This is a genomic window from Nocardiopsis aegyptia (assembly GCF_013410755.1).
In the GTDB taxonomy this organism is placed as follows: Bacteria; Actinomycetota; Actinomycetes; order Streptosporangiales; family Streptosporangiaceae; genus Nocardiopsis; species Nocardiopsis aegyptia.
The window spans coordinates 423,076-438,622 of the sequence record NZ_JACCFS010000001.1 but is presented as its reverse complement, the minus strand read 5'-3'; the positions used below and the strand labels follow the sequence as shown (position 1 = coordinate 438,622).

Here is a 15,547-nt window from a genome sequence, read left to right as displayed (position 1 = left end):
TCCCCCCGGACGGAGGGACCCCGCGACCCCGCGAGGCGTCCCGCGTCCGAGCACGACCACATTGGAGGAGACATGACGAGTGAGACCTCGGCGAGGGTCGACCGGAAGGACCTGCGCCGCAGCGTGTTCGCCGGTTCGGTGGGCGTGTTCGTCCACTGGTTCGACTGGGCCGTCTACGCCTACCTCGCCACCACGATGGCGCAGGTGTTCTTTCCCGAGCAGGACGGCACCACCGGCCTGCTGTCGGTCTTCGCCGTCTTCGCCGTCGCGTTCTTCGTGCGCCCGCTCGGCTCGGTGCTGTTCGGGCACCTCGGCGACCGCTTCGGGCGCAAGGCGACGCTGTCCATCGTCATCATCTCCATGGCGGCCGGAACGCTGATGCTCGGGCTCCTGCCCACGTACGAGTCGGTGGGCATCGTCGCGCCGATCCTGCTCGTGGTCGCCCGCGTCATCCAGGGGCTGGCGGCGGGCGGCGAGTTCGGCTCGGCCGCGGCCTTCCTCGCCGAGTTCTCGCCGCCCAGGCGCCGCGGGTTCGGGTGCTCGTGGATCGAGTTCGGCTCGGTCGGCGGGTTCCTCTGCGCGTCCTTCGCCGTCTGGGCCCTGCACGCGTCGTTCGCCCCCGAGGTCGTGCTCGACTGGGCCTGGCGGCTCCCCTTCCTGCTGACCATCCCGCTGGCGGCGGTCGGCCTCTACATCCGCCTGCGGATCGAGGACACCCCCGAGTACCGCGCGCTGGAGGACATGAACAACGTCCCGAGCCAGCCGGTCGTGGAGGTGTTCCGCTCGAACGGCAAGCAGTTCCTGCAGACCGTGGGCATCGAGACGTTCATGAACTCGACCTTCTACATCGTGCTCGTCTACCTGATCACCTACCAGGAGGAGATCGTCGGGGTGCCGGCGGACCGGGCGGCCCTGCTCTCCGCGGCGGCCTCGGTCGTGGCCATGGGCGTGATCCCGCTGTCCGGCCTGGTGTCGGACCGCGTGGGACGCAAGCCGGTGCTGTACGCCGCCGCGGCCCTGATGATCGTCGGCGCGGTGCCGCTGTTCCTGCTGATGCAGGTGAACACGTCGTGGTCGGCGTTCGCCGCCACCTTCGGCCTGGCCGTGATCCTCGCGGTCATCCTGGGCACCCACGCCTCGGCGGTGGCGGAGCTCTTCCCGACACGGACCCGCCAGAGCGGCCTGTCGATGGCCTACAGCGTCGCCGGGGCGTTCTTCGCCGGAACGCTGCCCTACCTGATGACCTGGCTCATCTCCCTCACCGGCAGCTCCATGGTCCCGGCCTTCACGATGATCGTCATCGGCGTCATCGGCGCGGTGACCCTGCGCACGATGCCGGAGACCAACGGCTCCAACCTGCTGCACGAGAGCGACCGCGCCCAGCGCAGGGCGGCCGTCGCGCCCGAGCCCCGCCCGTAGGGGCCCGGCGGCTTCCGCACATGACACGCGCACCGATACGTGCGCTACCACGTTGCCAACACCGACCATTGGGGGATCGGATGCCCAGTCAGGAGATCGAGGCCGTCGTCGTCGGAGGGGGGCAGGCCGGGATAGCGATGAGCGAGCACCTGAGCGAACACCGCGTGCCGCACGTCGTGCTGGAGCGGCACCGCATCGCCGAACGGTGGCGCTCGGAACGGTGGGACTCCCTGGTCGCGAACGGGCCCGCCTGGCATGACCGCTTCCCGGGTCTGGAGTTCACCGACCTCGACCCCGACGCCTTCGCGTCCAAGGAGCAGGTGGCGGACTACTTCGCCGCCTACGCCGAGAAGATCGGCGCCCCGGTCCGCTGCGGGGTCGAGGTGACCTCCGTGCGCAGGAACGCCGGCCGCCCGGGATTCCGGGTGGAGACGTCGGAGGGCGCCATCGAGGCGCGCTACGTCGTGGCCGCCACCGGCCCGTTCCAGCGGCCGGTCATCCCGCCGATCGTGCCCGACGGGCCGGACCTCACCCAGATCCACTCCAGCGGCTACCGCAATCCCGCACAGCTGCCCGACGGCGCCGTCCTCGTCGTCGGGTCCGGCTCGTCGGGCGTGCAGATCGCCGACGAACTGCGCGCCTCGGGCCGGCGGGTGTACCTCTCCGTCGGCCCGCACGACCGCCCCCCGCGCAGCTACCGCGACCGCGACTTCGTGTGGTGGCTCGGCGTCCTCGGCAAGTGGGAGGCCTCGGCCCCGCCCAGGGGCGCCGAGCACGTCACCATCGCGGTCAGCGGCGCGCACGGCGGCCACACCGTGGACTTCCGCACGCTCGCCGAGCGCGGCATCACGCTCGTCGGCCGCACCGACTCCTGCGACGGCGGGGTGATGCGCTTCGCCCCCGACCTCCGCGACAACATCGCCGCCGGCGACGCGAACTACCTGGCCCTGCTCGACGAGGCCGACGCCTACGTCGAGTGCAACGGCCTCGACCTCCCGGAGGAGCCGGGCGCACGGGTCCTGGGCGCCGACCCCCGGTCGGTGACCGACCCCCTCCTCGAACTCGACCTGGCCGCCGCCGGGGTCACCTCCATCGTCTGGGCGACCGGATTCACCGTCGACTACGGCTGGCTGCGCGTCGACGCCTTCGACGAGAACGGCAGGCCGAGGCACCACCGCGGCGTCTCCGCCGAACCCGGCGTCTACTTCATGGGGCTGCCCTGGCAGTCCCGGCGCGGTTCGAGTTTCATCTGGGGCGCCTGGCACGACGCGAGGTACGTCGCCGACCACATCGCGATCCAGCGGAGCTACGCGGAGTACAAGGGCCCCGGATCGCCGACCCCGTTCCCACCGTTCGGAAAGTGAGCGCACCATGACCACGCACACCCGCATCCGCCCGTTCAACACCAGGGACACCTACCCCGAGCAGAACCTCGACAACGACCTGTGCCAGGCGGTCGTCGCCGGGGGCATCGTGTACCTGCGCGGCCAGATCGGCCAGGACCTGGACACCCGTGAGTCGGTGGGCATCGGCGACGTCCGTGCCCAGACCGAGAAGGCCATGGCCAACATCGACCTCCTCCTGAAGGAGGCGGGCAGCGGCCTCCAGGACATCGTCAAGGTCACGATCTACCTCGTCGACCCCCGCTACCGCGAGGAGGTCTACCGCGAGATCGGCCGCTGGCTCAAGGGCGTCCACCCGGTCTCCACCGGCATCGTCGTCCAGGCCCTCGCCAGGCCGGAGTGGCTGGTCGAGATCGACGCCACCGCCGTCATCTCGGAGGGACGGGCATGACCTTCTCCATCGCGGCCCACCAGGACGGCCGGTTCGGCATCGCCGCCACGTCGTCCTCGCCGGCGGTCGCCGCACGCGTGATCCACCTGCGCGACGCGGTCGGCGCGGTCACCTCGCAGAACGTCACCGACCCGCGGCTGGGCCCGGCCCTGCTGGACGCACTCGCCTCGGGAGCGAGCCCCGACGCCGCGCTCGCGGAGGTCCTCAAGGACCGGCCGGACACCGAGTACCGGCAGCTCACCGTGGTCGACGCCTCCGGAGAGGCGGCCACCTTCAGCGGACGCCTCACCCTCGGCGTGCACGGCGAGGCCACCGCGCCGCACTGCGCCGCCGCGGGCAACATGCTGGCCGGCCCGGACATCCCCGGGATCCTGTGCGAGGCCTTCACCGACGCCGAGGGGGAGCTGGAGGAACGCCTGCTCACCGCGCTCGCGGCCGGGCTCGCCGCCGGCGGGGAGGCCGGACCGGTGTACTCCGCCGGGCTGTCCACCGTGTCCGCGGCCGGGTGGCGCGACACCGACCTGCGCGTGGACTGGCAGGACGACCCGATCGACGCGCTCGGGCGGCTGCTCGACGTCTGGCTTCCCCAGCGCGACGACTACGTGCGGCGCGGTCTGGAGCCGGCCGCCTCACCCGGATACGGAGTGCCCGGCGATGACCGCTGAACCGTTCGCGCCGCCCAGCGCCGCGGAGCACCTGGTGCGGCTGATCGAGTACTCCGAGACGCTGCACGCCCACCCGGAGACCGCCTGGCAGGAGCACCGGGCGGCGCGGTGGACGGCCGACCTGCTCGCGGAGTCCGGTTTCGCAGTGACCACCGGGTACCTCGGCTTCCCGACCGCCGTCCACGCCTCCTACGGGTCGGGGAGCCGCCGGGTCGGCTTCATCGTCGAGTACGACGCCCTGCCCGGCCTGGGGCACGCCTGCGGGCACAACCTCATCGCCGCGATGTCGGCGGGAGCGGCGATCGCGCTGCGACCGTGGGCGCGCGAACTCGACCTGCGCATCGACGTCATCGGCACTCCGGCGGAGGAGGGCGGCGGGGGCAAGATCGAGATGCTCGACGCCGGCGCGTTCACGGACCTGGACCTGGCCCTCATGGCGCACCCGGGCCCCGTCGACGCGCCGCGGGCCGAGCCCTACGCGGTCGCCCACGACCACGTCCGCTTCGTCGGGCGGTCGGCGCACGCCGCCGCCTACCCGCACGAGGGCCGCAACGCGGGCGACGCCTTCGTGGTCGCCCAGGTGGCCCTCGGCCTGCTGCGCCAGCAGCTCCCGCCCGGCACGCGCGTCCACGGGATCCAGACGGTCGGCGGGGAGGCGCCCAACGCCATCCCCGGTGTGACGGAGGGCCGCTGGTACACGCGGGCCGAGACGCTGGCCGACCTGGAACCGCTGCACCGCCGGGTGCGGCAGTGCTTCGAGGCCGGAGCGCTGGCGACCGACACCGCCTTGGACTTCACACCGGAGTCGCAGCCCTACTCCGAGTTCCGTACGGACGAGCGCGCGCTGGAGATCTACATGCGCCACGCGCTCGCGCTCGGGCGGAGCTTCGACGCGCCCGTGGAGCACCAGACGATGAACCGCGCCTCGACCGACCTGGGCAACGTCTCCCAGCACGTCCCGGCCATCCACCCCTACATCGGGCTCGGCAGCTTCCCGGTGAGCAACCACCAGCCGGAGTTCGCGGCCGTGTGCGTCGGCGAGGCGGCCGACCGGGTCATCGCGGACGGCGCCACCCTGCTCGCGCGCACGGCACACGAGTACTTCTCCTAGCCGTCCGTCGCCGCCCCGGGACCGCTTCGGCCGGAGTCGCCCCGGCGGGCGTCGTCCCGGTGGTGGCGTCGTGCCCGCTCACCGGAGCCCGCCCGGGGTGACGGACCGGTCCAGGGCCCGCCCGACCAGCCCGACCAGCGCGCGGACGGCGTCGGCGCCCAGCGGCGGGGAGAGCTGGAGCAGCGGATGGCCCCCGGCGTCGATGGCGAGCCGAACAGCTCATCGCCCTGATGATGGTGCTCCACGCGACGTCGATGCTCGACGGCGAGCTCCACCAGGGCACCCGTCAGCTCGTCACCGCCCACATCGAGGACCTGCGGCCCCGACTGTGACGGGGCACGGAACGGCCGGGACCGCCGCGGTGGTCCCGGCCGCTGTGCCGCTTCCGGCGGTCGCGCCGATTCAGGCCGCTGCGCTGCTTTCGGCCGCTGCCCGGCTCAGATCTGGTTGGCGCCGCCGTCGACGGCGAGTTCGGCGCCGGTGACGAAGCTGCTCCGCGGTGAGGCGAGGAAGAGCACCGCCTCGGCGACCTCCTCCGGGCGGCCCAACCGGCCCAGCGGGACCGTGCCGGCGAGGTGGGCCGTGAAGCCGGCCGCCCCGACCTCCTCGGGGGCGAGGCCGGCCAGCCCGGGGGTGTCGACGGGGCCCGGGGTGACGGCGTTCACCCGGATGCCCCGCCCCTTGAGCTCGTTCGCCCAGGTGCGGGTGAACGAGCGGATGGCCGCCTTGGACGCCGCGTAGACGCCGAACGCCTCGCCGCCGGTGACACCGGTGGTCGAACCGGTCAGCACCACCGCGGCGCCGTCGTTCAGCAGCGGCAGCGCCTTCTGGACGGTGAAGAGCGTCCCTCGGACGTTGATCCCGAAGACCTGGTCGAAGTGCTCCTCGGTCACGTGTTCCAGCGTCGCGAACGAGGCGACGGCGGCGTTCGCGAACAGCACGTCGAGTCCCCGCCCGCGGTCCCGGACCGCGGCGAACAGCCGGTCCAGGTCGGCGGGGTCGGCGATGTCGCCCTGCACGCCGGTCGCCGCCGGGCCGATGGCCTCGACGGCCGCGTCCAGCTCGGCCTTGCGTCGGCCGCTCACGAACACGTGCGCGCCCTCCTCCTCCAGCCGCGCGGCGGTCGCCAGGCCGATGCCGGTGCTTCCGCCGGTGACCACGGCGGTCCTTCCGTCGAACTGCCCCATGTCCACGCCTCCCTGATTCTGTACCGATCGGTGCGTTACTACTTCAGTATCGTACGGTACAAAATTGGTAGGCTGTTCGGTGTGGACACGGGACAGAGGGCGCCGGGCCGGCCCAGGGGATTCGACGCCGAGGCGGCCCTCGAACGCGCGCTGACCGTCTTCTGGCGGCAGGGCTACGAGGGCGCCACGCTCACCGACCTGACCGAGGCCATGGGCATCACGCGCACGAGCATGTACGCGGCCTTCGGCAACAAGGAGGAGCTGTTCCGCAAGGCGGTCGACCGCTACTCCGAAGGGCCGGGCGCCTACGTGGCCAGGGCCCTGGCGGAGCCGACCGCCCGCGCCGTGGCCGCCGGCCTCCTGCACGGCGCGGCCCGGGCCACCACCCGCCCCGGCTGCCCGGCGGGCTGCCTGGGCGTCCAGGGCGCCCTGGCCACCGGAGACCCCGGACGCCGGGCCCGCGACGTGCTGACCGCCTGGCGCAACGACGCCGGGACCCGCGTCGCCGACCGGTTCCGACGCGCCGTCGCCGAGGGCGACCTGCCGCCCGGGACCGACCCGGACCGGCTCTCCCGGTACGTCACGACCCTCGCCTACGGGATCTCCGTGCAGGCCGCGAGCGGTGTCGGCCGTGACGACCTCCTGCAGGTGGCCGACACCGCCCTGCACCACTGGCCCCCGGTCACCGTCGGGTGACCCGTGTGAGCGCGGCCGAGGCGGCGGCTCAGTCGAGCCGGTCGAGGATCTCGACGTACCCGTCGGTGCCGTGCACGCGGATCCGCGCGCCGTCCGGGATCCTACGCGTCGCCCGCTCCACACCCACGACGGCCGGCAGCCCGTACTCCCGAGCGATCACCGCCCCGTGCGTCATGAGCCCGCCGACCTCCGTCACCAGGCCGGCGACCGCCACGAACAGCGGAGTCCAGCTCGGGTCGGTGTAGGCGGTGACCAGGATGTCGCCCGGCTCCAGGTCGGCCTGCGCGATCTCCGTGACGACACGGGCGCGGCCCTCCACGGCCCCGGCCGAGACCGGGAGGCCCGCCAGCGCCCCGGGCGGGGCGTCCTCGCGGCGGTACCGGCCGTTGAGGATCTCACCGTCCGAGGTGATGAGCCGGGGCGGGGTGAGCGCCTCGTGTGACCGGAACGCCTCCCGCCTCTCCAGAACGAGGCCGGCGTCCGCCTCGCGGGTGCGCACGACCTCCTCCAGCTCCTCGAACCGGAGGAAGAAGACGTCCTCCGCCTCGCGCAGGACACCGGAGCGGACGAGGCGGTCCGCTTCGCGCAGCAGAGCCCGCTTGTAGAGGAAGTAGCGGCAGACCATGCCGTACTTGGGGTACTCCCGGTAGCCGGCGAAGGCGCGGACGCGGTCGATCATCGCCTTGGTCCGCGCGGCCCGGTCCTCGCCGTTCGGGAGGGCGCGCAGGCGCGCCAGCACGTCCCGCTCCTTCCGGCGTGCCTCCTCGAGGCCCCGTGCGAAGCGCCGCTCGCCCTCGCCCGGCGCGAAGTTCCTGACGTTGGCCAGGAGGGCGGGCACGAGCGCGGCGGGCCGCTCGCTCCAGCGCGTCCTGGTGATGTCGATCTCGCCCACGCAGCGCATGCCGTACGTGTCGAGGTAGTCCCGGAGGGCCGCACGCGCCTGGGGTCCGCCGTCCAGCCCGGCCATCTCGTCCAGGAAGGCGTCGCCCTCCCGGCCCTCGTCGACGACGCGGTGCAGGAACGCCACGACCTCCGGGTGCGGCCGGACGGCGTCGGCCACGTCGAGGAGCGCCAGCCCCATCTCCGAGGTGACGTTGTGGTCGACCGAGTGCGTGAGCACGTCGGCGACGTTCCTCTCGCCCAGCCATTCCTCCAGGTGCTCGTTGAGCCACCGGCTCGCCTCCATCCCCGCCATGATCAGCGGGAGGCCCCGCGGATCGAAGAGGACGCGCCTCAGCTCCGCGATGTCGGACCGGATGAAGTCGAGCAGCGCCGGGCCGGACAGGTCCCGGATCTCGTCGCGCAGGGTGGCGACGGAGGCCTCGGCGGACCGGATCAGCTCGTCGACGAGGGCGGGATCGGCTTCGACCGGGGCGGACGGCTCACCGGCGGGCGCGGTCCCGGCGGGCGGGGCGGCGGGGGCGGTGCCGGCCGGCGGGGCCGTCGCGTCGTCGTCCGTGCGGACGAAGCCGCCGCGGTCGAGGACGGTGCGCATCGCGTCCCCGAGCAGCGGGTCGGAGCCGCCCAGCGACTCCATGAGCCCCGCACGGCCTTCGGGGGTCGCCAGCATGGGGGCGACGTCGACGAACAGCCGCCCGCCCGCCTCGTGCATCCGGCGCGGGGTCGTCATCTGCCAGAAGGAGAGCCCCAGCGGTTTCATCGCGTCGGTCATCATCTGCTGGTGGCCGACGGAGACGTAGACGTGGTTCTCCCCGTCCTCGGCCTCGGGGACGGGGAACAGGGTGGTGATCGCTCGGCTCTGGACGATGTGGAAGTCGTCGCCGACCCGGCACCACTCGATGTCCTGCGGCCGGCCGAAGTGCGCCTCGATGCTTCGTCCGAGCCGCGCCAGGCGCACGGCCTGCGGCGCGGTCAGGGCCGGCCGGGTCCGGCGCTCCGGCTCGACCGGTGCCTCGTGGACGCCGCCCTCCGGTGCGGCCCGCGCGTCCAGGGTCTTGGCGGCGATCGCCGTGGAGACGACCTGGTCGTCGCGCACGGTGTAGACGTCACCGGAGACCCGGCCGGAGACGAGCGCCTCGCCGAGCCCCCAACCGGCCTCCACGGTGACGGTCCTGCGGTTCGAGGTCACCGGGTCGGCGGTGAACATGGTCCCGGCCGCGTCCGGGAACACCATCCGTTGGACGACCACGGCCATGCCGATCCCGCGGTGGTCGAAGCCGTTGCGGACACGGTAGGTCACCGCCCGCTCGGTGAACAGGGAGGCCCAGCAGAGCCGGACGCGCCGGACCACGGCCGCGCGGCCCGTGACGTTCAGGTAGGAGTCCTGCTGGCCGGCGAAGGAGGCCGTCGGCAGGTCCTCGGCGGTCGCGCTGGAGCGCACCGCGCAGGGGGCGTCCTCCCCGAGCCGGGTGAGCGCCGCCCCGATCTCCGCCGCGAGGGCGTCGTCCACGTCGCTGTCCTCGATGGCACGGCGGATGTCGGCGCTCACGGTACGGATCGCCGCGTGGTCGTCCGGCTCCGCCCGCGCGAGACGATCGAGCAGGGCGTCGATCGACGGTACCCGGACGAGAGTCCGTCGGAAGGCGTCGGTCGTGACGCAGAAGCCGTCCGGCACGCGGGCACCGGCGATCCGCGAGAGCTCCCCCAGAGCCGCGCCCTTCCCGCCGGCCTCCGCGATATTCGTCGCGTCGATATGTGCGAAATCCAGCACGTCACGCAATTCCCATTCCTCCAAAGTCGGCCCCGTCGCATTGCGAAGCAGCAGTATGCAGCACTTTCCGATTCCTCATGAGGGGCGGGAATCTGCTATAAAGTGAAAGTGGGAGGAGGCGCCCGGAAACCCCCCGTCCGGCGGCCCCGGCCGACCCCCGCCCCGTCACGACACCAGAGGCCCGGCACGGCCCGGTGGGCGCCGTATTGTCACAGCCGCCCGGCACGCTGGACGCATGCGGACACTCTTCAGCGGCGAAGCGCACGTGGACTACGGGCAGATCTACGTCTGCGGCGACGACGGCCGCGCCTCCGAGGGCCCCTTGCTGGAGGCCTCCTTCGCCGGGCAGCGGGCCGGACTGTGCGGCGCTGCGGTGCCGGGCCACCTCTTCCTGCTGACCGGAACGCACACCGGATACGTCCCGATCACCGTCGAGCTGCACGGGGCGGAGCCGCCCCTGGACGCCGAGGCGTGGGAGGACGTCGTCGAGGTGTCGTTCCGGCCCGTGTCGGCCGAGAACGCGCTGGTGGAGTGGGACGGTGACAGCCATCCGCTGTCCCTCTCACACACTCCGTACCGGGTCCGGTACCACTGCCGTGGCATGGACGAGGCGCACGATGCCACCCGCGCAACGGGCGACCCCGTGGTGGACGAGTACCTGGTGCGCTTGTGGCCGGGTCCCGTGGCGGCGGACCGTGTGGTCAAGGAGACCAGCGAGGCCGCCGCCTACTGGCACGCGTTCGCGCGCAGGCAGCCTCCGCCCCCCACCCCCGAGGAACGGGCCGAAGCCGAGCGCCGGGCCCGCGAGCGGCAGGAGTACGCCGAGCGGCAACGGGAGAGGGAGGCGTGGGGCGGGTACCTGCCCAGCGACCGGCTGCGCGCCGTCCGGACGACATTCCGGACGTTCCAGGGCCGGCCGAAGGGCGGCCTCGTGGCCCTCGACGCCCCGCTCGTGCACGCGATCGACGCCGCGGGACCCGAAGTGCAGCGTGCGCTGGCCCGCTGGGCGGCGCACCGCGCCTGCGCGGCGGCGGGGCTCGACGGTATCGACTGGGTGGCCCGCGCCCTGGCCGAACTCGACCGGGGGGAGCCGCTCTCCCCGCCGCTGGACGCACCGCGACGCCTGCGGGAGGCCGTGTTCGCCGACGCGCGCGTGCCACGGTCCCACGACGGCACCCCCGGCCAGCCCCAGTCCGTCGCCTTCGCCGCTCTCGTGGACGCCGCCGCCGACGACCCCCTCGAAGCGGCGCTGAACGCCCTCCACGCGGCGGTGGCCGCCCACGGCACCGACGGGGCCCACCTCTGCGCGGAGGTCCGCCGCGCCTTCCCCGCGACGGCCGCCCCGCCGGCGACCGAGAGGGACCGCCGACACACGACGCCGACCGCGAGATAGGCGAGGGCCCACGCCACGAGCCTGGTCGCGGCGGCGAGCCGCTGGCGGGCCGTACCGATCTCGGCGCACACGTCTTCGGGGAGCGTGAGCCACAGCCGTGGCCACGCCGAGGCGAGATCGAGACGGTGGGCCTCCCAGACCCGGGTGTCCACAGCGGTGATCCGGTCTCCTAGCCAGAACGGGTGGGCCGGTCGCGTGGGACCGATCCGCTTGCGCCGGTCGTTGAGTTCCCGGGCCCGCGCCGCGGCCTCGGACTCGGAGGGCGTCCGCTCGGCCCTGGCGGCCGCCACCAGCGCGTGCGCGAACTCACCGGCATCCTCGCTCAGTTGGACGACTGGGCACCCCGGGGCCGCGACCCCGGCCGACATCGCGAACGCGCGCTCGCGGGGGCGGCCGGGCCGCTCGCCGCGCCGAGATCACCCGGCCAGCAGCGGGGGGACGAGGTAGATGATCTCGAAGGCCTCATAGACCGCACCGACGACGAACAGCACCAGCGCGGGCAGGCTCAGCCAGGCGACCTGCCGCAGCCCGCGGAGGTATCCCTGCCGCCGGTTGGGCGCGCCGACCGTGCCGGGCCGCAGCCACGCCCGCCCGAGGACGTAGGCGGCGAGCATGACCAGGGCGTAGGCCTGGAACTCGATGAGGATCGTCAGGGAGTGCGGGATCAATGTCAGCGCCGTGGTCTCGTCGAGCGGCGCGAGGGCCACACCGAAGCCGAACGCGCGGTACAGGAAGAAGGCGATGCCGAGGAAGGGCACGATCATCGAGGGCAGCAGGATCGTCAGCACGCCGACCGTCAGCACGTTGACCGCGAGGATGGTCAGGCTGAACAGCCAGACGTTGCTGAGCAGCGACACCACCAGGTCCGCGGTCCCGTCCTCCTGCTGGGCGGCGAGGTGGGCGGCGTTCAGGTCGGGGAAGAGCAGTGCCGCTCCCATACCGGTGAGGAACAGGGCGTAGATGAGCGCGTTCATCACGAGGTAGGCGCGCAGGTGCGCGCGGATGATCCGGAACGGTCGGCGAAGGTGGCGCATGTTTCTCTCTCCGAGGTCGGGACGGGTGGTGCGGTGGCCGGTCAACTGCTCCCGTCGAGCAGCGCGTTCCAGCGCAGGCGCGTCGCGCGCTCGACGCTGGCCGTCGAGGCACAGAATCCGAGCGCCGTGTTGAGCCACAGCGGCAGGTCGACGGGCGAGGTGAAGGTGCCGAAGCGCGCCGCCAGCGGGGGCACGTGCGAGACCGCCTCGACGACCTGCGGGACGACGAGGAGGATCGGAACGATGAGCAGGAGCAGTGACAGCACGCCGATCGCGCGGCTCACCACCGGGTGGTCGCGGTCGAGCCGGGCGCGGCGGCCCTCGGCCGAGCGCTCGTCCGGGACGAGCCGGTGCTCGCCGCCCTCGTCGGTGACGTAGTGGCAGCGCTTGAGCCCGAAAACCGTGGCGTCCACCTCGATCGTCCCTCCCGGAACGGGGAAGACGGCCGGGAGGGCGGACCGGCTGTGGTGCCGGCCGTCGAGGTAGAGGTGGGCCCTGCCCTTGCCGTCCTCGGTCAGGATCTGCTGCCAGTAGGGGACGTCGACGGCGTAGACCGTCCGGCGCCCGTCGTCGTGCGCCAGGGTGAGGCGGAACAGGGCGCGGGAGAGCGGCTGCCACGGGCGGAAGGGCTTCAGCGGGCGGCCGTTCCCGCTCCTGATCCGCCGCGCGGCCGCGCGCTGCTTGCGATCCTTGATCACTGAGGGCTCCGTGTCCGGTGGCGACGGTGGTCGGCGCCGAGCCGGAACAGGTCCGTGGTCGGCGCTGACCGCCATTCCAAGGGCTGCCCTCGGGGCAGAGTCAAGCGCCTGATCGGCCCGGTGCCATCACTTGACCCTGCCCCTGGGGCAGGGTGTGGACTGGACCCGTGCGTGGGCGGGGCCACGTGCGGTCAAGGGGTGAAAGGACGCATCGCGTGGCATGGAGTACTCAGCAGGTCGCCGAACTCGCCGGGACGACGGTCAAGGCCGTCCGGTACTACCACCAGATCGGGGTGTTGGACGTGCCGGAGCGGGCGGCCAACGGATACAAGCAGTACGAGGTCCCCCACCTGGTCCGCCTGCTGCAGATCAAGCGCCTGAGCGACCTGGGGGTGCCGCTGTCGGAGGTGGCGGCGATGGGGCGGGCGGACGAGGAACCCGACGAGGCGATCCGGGTGCTGGACGCGGAGCTGGCGGCGACGGTCGACCGGCTCAACCGTGTGCGGGCCGAACTGGCCGTCATCCTGCGCCATCGCGCGCCGGCCTACGTTCCACCGGCCTTCGCCCCGGTCTCCCACGACCTCTCCGACCGGCAGCGGTCCCTGTTGATGGTCTACTCCAGCGTTCTCAGCGAGGAGTCCATGGAGGAGTTCCGTGAGCTGATCAGCGAGGGCGACGACACGGAGGAGGAGTTCGAGGCCCTGTCCCCCGACGCGGACGAGGACACGATCGAACGCCTCGCCGCGCGTATGTGGCCCGTGGTCGTCAGGACCCGGGAGAGGAGGCCGCGGACGGCCGACCTCGCGGCGGACGCGCCGCGCGGCCCCAAGCACGCCGCGCAGACGATGGCCGAGGCGATGGTGCAGCTCTACAACCCGGCACAGCTGCGCGTCCTCAAGCGGCTGACCGACCTCCTGGCCGAGGAGACCCCGGACACGGACACGGCCGAGCGCACCGACTCGGACCCGGAGGGATGACGGAGCGGCGGAGATGAACTCCGTGGCGGCCTCGGCGCGTACGCCACCATCAGTGGATGGACGACGACGCACCCTCCACCCGGCGGCATCCGCGACCGATGGACGGAACAGGCCCTGTTCCACGACCCGGGGTGGGACCAGGCCCGACAGCTCGCTCGCCAAGCCCTCATCGAGCTGACCGGCGGCTCGGACCACGCCCCGCCCGACATCCACGTGATCCACTGACCCGGCACCCTGCCCGGCGACGTGAACGGGCCTCGACGTACGGGATCACCCCGCGTAGTGCGCGGTGACCGCGGCGGCGCGGTCGCGCAGGGAGGTGCGCAGCCACCGCGGGGCCAGGGCCTCCGCGTCCGTGGCGAGCCGCCACAGCGCCCATTCGGCGTGCCTCGCGTCCTGGAACGTCGCCTCCAGCCGCAGCCGGCCGTCCGTGGCGGGTTCCTCGGCGCCGACGGCCAGCGCGGTGTCCACCAGCTCCTCCCGACGCGCGGGGTCCACCAGCAACCGCACGGTGACCTGGTCGCCGCCGCTCCGGAACCGCGTGCCGCGCTCCTGCCAGGCCCGGTCCAGGTCCACCCGTTCCGGCCGCTGCGCGGGCTCGTCGAGCTCCTCGGCGGCCAGGACCCGGGACAGCCGGTAGGTGCGGTCCGCGCCGGACCTCGTGGCGAGCAGATAGCCCTGGCCGCGGACGGTCACCAGGCCGATCGGGTCCACCGTGCGCCACGTCGGGTCCTGGCCCACGGCCGCGTAGTGGACGCGCAGCCGGTGCCCGGCGAACACCGCACGCCGGATCTCGGCCACGACGGTGTCGGGCACCTCGTCCTCGATCTGCCGGCGCGAGAGGAGGTCGGTCTCGGGGTCGATGAGCAGGCGCTGGGCCGCCTCGGCCGCGGTGGTCCGATCGCCCTCGGGCAGCGCGTCGACCACCTTGCGCATCGCCGAGGCGAGTGCCGAGCCGAGGCCGAACGCCTGCGCCCCGCGTCGCGAACCGGCGACCAGCAGGGCGAGCGCCTCGTCGTGGTTCAGCCCGGTGAGCTCGGTCCGGAAGCCGGGTAGGAGCGCGAACCCGCCGTGCCGGCCGCGTTCGGCGTAGACCGGGACGCCCGCCGCGGACAGGGCGTCGATATCGCGCAGCACGGTGCGCGTGGACACCTCCAGCTCGCGGGCCAGCGCGGTCGCGGACATCCGGCCGTGCCTGCGCAGCAGCAGCACCAGTGAGACCAACCGATCGGCGCGCATACGAGAACCCTAGCGCGATACATGACACAGGATGTCGTGTTTTGTTGCGAGGCTCGTGCCGTCACCATCGAGAGGAGATCCCATGGCACACGCCACGCTCAACCCGGACGGTCTGCACGACCCGGTTCCGTTCGGCTACAGCCACACCGCCACGGTCCCCGCGGGCACGGACCTGGTGTTCGTCGCAGGGCAGTACGGATCCGGTCCGGATGGCGCCGTCGTCTCGGCCGACTTCGCCGAGCAGGTGAAGCGGACGTTCCACAACATCGGCGTCGCCCTGGCCGCCCACGGGCTCGACCTCAACCACGTGGTCCAGCTCAGGACGTACGTGGTCGACCACGACGTCAGCAAGCTCGGGCCGATCGCCGGGGCCGTACGGGAGGTCTGGGGCACGAACCCGCCGGTGCAGACCCTCGTCGGCGTCGCGTGCCTGGCCGCGCCCGACGTGCTGTTCGAGGTCGAGGCGCTGGCCGCCAGGCCCTGACCCGGATCCGCCGCCGCCCGTGTCGGGGCCGTCCACCTGGCGCGGGGCGGTCGGGTGGCTCCGCAGGAGGGGTCCTGGCTGTGGACGGATTGATCCAGGGGCACTGGCGCGGGGCGACGGTGACGTGCCCGCCGGCCGTCGCGCACCGCGGTGCGTTCCGGTCGACGGGCACGTTCCTC

Annotated in this window: 14 protein-coding genes; 9 read left to right on the top strand and 5 right to left on the bottom strand. The window is 73.0% G+C overall.

Features of this window, described 5'->3' with window-relative positions; translation table 11 throughout:
• The first annotated feature begins 72 nt into the window (after positions 1-72).
• The 5 genes from HNR10_RS02015 to HNR10_RS01995 all read left to right on the top strand — a co-directional run bounded on the left by HNR10_RS02015 (position 73) and on the right by HNR10_RS01995 (position 4,989).
• Positions 73-1,419 (top strand): MFS transporter, encoded by a 1,347-nt coding sequence (locus HNR10_RS02015; protein WP_179820397.1) that lies wholly within the window; start codon positions 73-75, stop codon positions 1,417-1,419.
• Between the two features lie 80 nt (positions 1,420-1,499).
• Entirely contained in the window at positions 1,500-2,783 is a 1,284-nt protein-coding gene (locus HNR10_RS02010; RefSeq protein WP_179820396.1) for a flavin-containing monooxygenase, read from the top strand.
• A gap of 7 nt (positions 2,784-2,790) precedes the next feature.
• Positions 2,791-3,213, top strand: a complete 423-nt coding sequence (locus HNR10_RS02005) for a RidA family protein (RefSeq protein WP_179820394.1) — start codon at positions 2,791-2,793, stop codon at positions 3,211-3,213.
• Positions 3,210-3,878, top strand: coding sequence for a DUF1028 domain-containing protein (locus tag HNR10_RS02000; protein ID WP_179820393.1), 669 nt, complete (start codon positions 3,210-3,212; stop codon positions 3,876-3,878). Before HNR10_RS02005 ends, HNR10_RS02000 begins: the two co-directional genes overlap by 4 nt.
• Positions 3,868-4,989 carry a M20 family metallopeptidase gene (locus tag HNR10_RS01995; protein ID WP_179820391.1) on the top strand — a complete coding sequence of 374 codons (1,122 nt, stop codon included), beginning with the start codon at positions 3,868-3,870 and terminating at the stop codon, positions 4,987-4,989. The genes HNR10_RS02000 and HNR10_RS01995 overlap by 11 nt, the downstream gene beginning before the upstream one ends.
• 437 nt (positions 4,990-5,426) lie before the next feature.
• Here HNR10_RS01995 and HNR10_RS01990 read toward each other — a convergent pair whose 3' ends face one another.
• Entirely contained in the window at positions 5,427-6,176 is a 750-nt protein-coding gene (locus HNR10_RS01990; protein WP_179820390.1) for an SDR family NAD(P)-dependent oxidoreductase, read from the bottom strand.
• 81 nt (positions 6,177-6,257) lie between these two features.
• Here HNR10_RS01990 and HNR10_RS01985 point away from each other — a divergent pair, with 81 nt between their 5' ends.
• A complete protein-coding gene (locus tag HNR10_RS01985; protein ID WP_179820388.1) occupies positions 6,258-6,872 on the top strand; it encodes a TetR/AcrR family transcriptional regulator in 615 nt (204 codons plus the stop codon).
• A 28-nt stretch (positions 6,873-6,900) separates the two neighbouring features.
• Here the strand turns inward: HNR10_RS01985 and rph are convergent, their stop codons facing one another.
• The gene (gene rph / locus HNR10_RS01980; RefSeq protein WP_312889470.1) at positions 6,901-9,543 is read right to left on the bottom strand and encodes a rifamycin-inactivating phosphotransferase; all 2,643 of its coding nucleotides are present in this window, start codon (positions 9,541-9,543) and stop codon (positions 6,901-6,903) included.
• Positions 9,544-9,778: 235 nt separating this feature from the next.
• Here rph and HNR10_RS01975 point away from each other — a divergent pair, with 235 nt between their 5' ends.
• Positions 9,779-10,936 (top strand): hypothetical protein, encoded by a 1,158-nt coding sequence (locus HNR10_RS01975; RefSeq protein WP_179820385.1) that lies wholly within the window; start codon positions 9,779-9,781, stop codon positions 10,934-10,936.
• 416 nt (positions 10,937-11,352) lie between these two features.
• Here HNR10_RS01975 and HNR10_RS01970 read toward each other — a convergent pair whose 3' ends face one another.
• Together HNR10_RS01970 and HNR10_RS01965 are read right to left on the bottom strand one after the other, a co-directional pair.
• The gene (locus tag HNR10_RS01970; protein WP_179820384.1) at positions 11,353-11,970 is read right to left on the bottom strand and encodes a stage II sporulation protein M; all 618 of its coding nucleotides are present in this window, start codon (positions 11,968-11,970) and stop codon (positions 11,353-11,355) included.
• A 41-nt stretch (positions 11,971-12,011) separates the two neighbouring features.
• Positions 12,012-12,668 carry a hypothetical protein gene (locus HNR10_RS01965; RefSeq protein WP_179820382.1) on the bottom strand — a complete coding sequence of 219 codons (657 nt, stop codon included), beginning with the start codon at positions 12,666-12,668 and terminating at the stop codon, positions 12,012-12,014.
• A gap of 215 nt (positions 12,669-12,883) precedes the next feature.
• On the opposite strand from HNR10_RS01965, the gene HNR10_RS01960 reads away from it, so the two are divergent.
• Entirely contained in the window at positions 12,884-13,645 is a 762-nt protein-coding gene (locus HNR10_RS01960) for a helix-turn-helix domain-containing protein (protein ID WP_179820380.1), read from the top strand.
• A gap of 270 nt (positions 13,646-13,915) precedes the next feature.
• Here HNR10_RS01960 and HNR10_RS01955 read toward each other — a convergent pair whose 3' ends face one another.
• Complete coding sequence (locus tag HNR10_RS01955; protein ID WP_179820379.1) at positions 13,916-14,884, bottom strand: helix-turn-helix transcriptional regulator; 969 nt, start codon at positions 14,882-14,884, stop codon at positions 13,916-13,918.
• 82 nt (positions 14,885-14,966) lie between these two features.
• Between HNR10_RS01955 and HNR10_RS01950 the strand changes: the two genes are divergently transcribed.
• A complete protein-coding gene (locus HNR10_RS01950; RefSeq protein ID WP_179820377.1) occupies positions 14,967-15,368 on the top strand; it encodes a RidA family protein in 402 nt (133 codons plus the stop codon).
• The last annotated feature ends 179 nt before the right edge of the window (positions 15,369-15,547 follow it).

Excerpts from the sequence above, each read along its gene's own strand:
- HNR10_RS01990 (WP_179820390.1), bottom strand. The coding sequence starts at position 6,176 with ATGGGGCAGTTCGACGGAAGGACCGCCGTGGTCACCGGCGGAAGCACC.
- HNR10_RS01950 (WP_179820377.1), top strand. The coding sequence starts at position 14,967 with ATGGCACACGCCACGCTCAACCCGGACGGTCTGCACGACCCGGTTCCG.
- HNR10_RS01995 (WP_179820391.1), top strand. The coding sequence starts at position 3,868 with ATGACCGCTGAACCGTTCGCGCCGCCCAGCGCCGCGGAGCACCTGGTG.
- HNR10_RS02015 (WP_179820397.1), top strand. The coding sequence starts at position 73 with ATGACGAGTGAGACCTCGGCGAGGGTCGACCGGAAGGACCTGCGCCGC.
- HNR10_RS02005 (WP_179820394.1), top strand. The coding sequence starts at position 2,791 with ATGACCACGCACACCCGCATCCGCCCGTTCAACACCAGGGACACCTAC.
- HNR10_RS01955 (WP_179820379.1), bottom strand. The coding sequence starts at position 14,884 with ATGCGCGCCGATCGGTTGGTCTCACTGGTGCTGCTGCTGCGCAGGCAC.
- HNR10_RS02000 (WP_179820393.1), top strand. The coding sequence starts at position 3,210 with ATGACCTTCTCCATCGCGGCCCACCAGGACGGCCGGTTCGGCATCGCC.
- HNR10_RS01975 (WP_179820385.1), top strand. The coding sequence starts at position 9,779 with ATGCGGACACTCTTCAGCGGCGAAGCGCACGTGGACTACGGGCAGATC.
- HNR10_RS01970 (WP_179820384.1), bottom strand. The coding sequence starts at position 11,970 with ATGCGCCACCTTCGCCGACCGTTCCGGATCATCCGCGCGCACCTGCGC.
- HNR10_RS02010 (WP_179820396.1), top strand. The coding sequence starts at position 1,500 with ATGCCCAGTCAGGAGATCGAGGCCGTCGTCGTCGGAGGGGGGCAGGCC.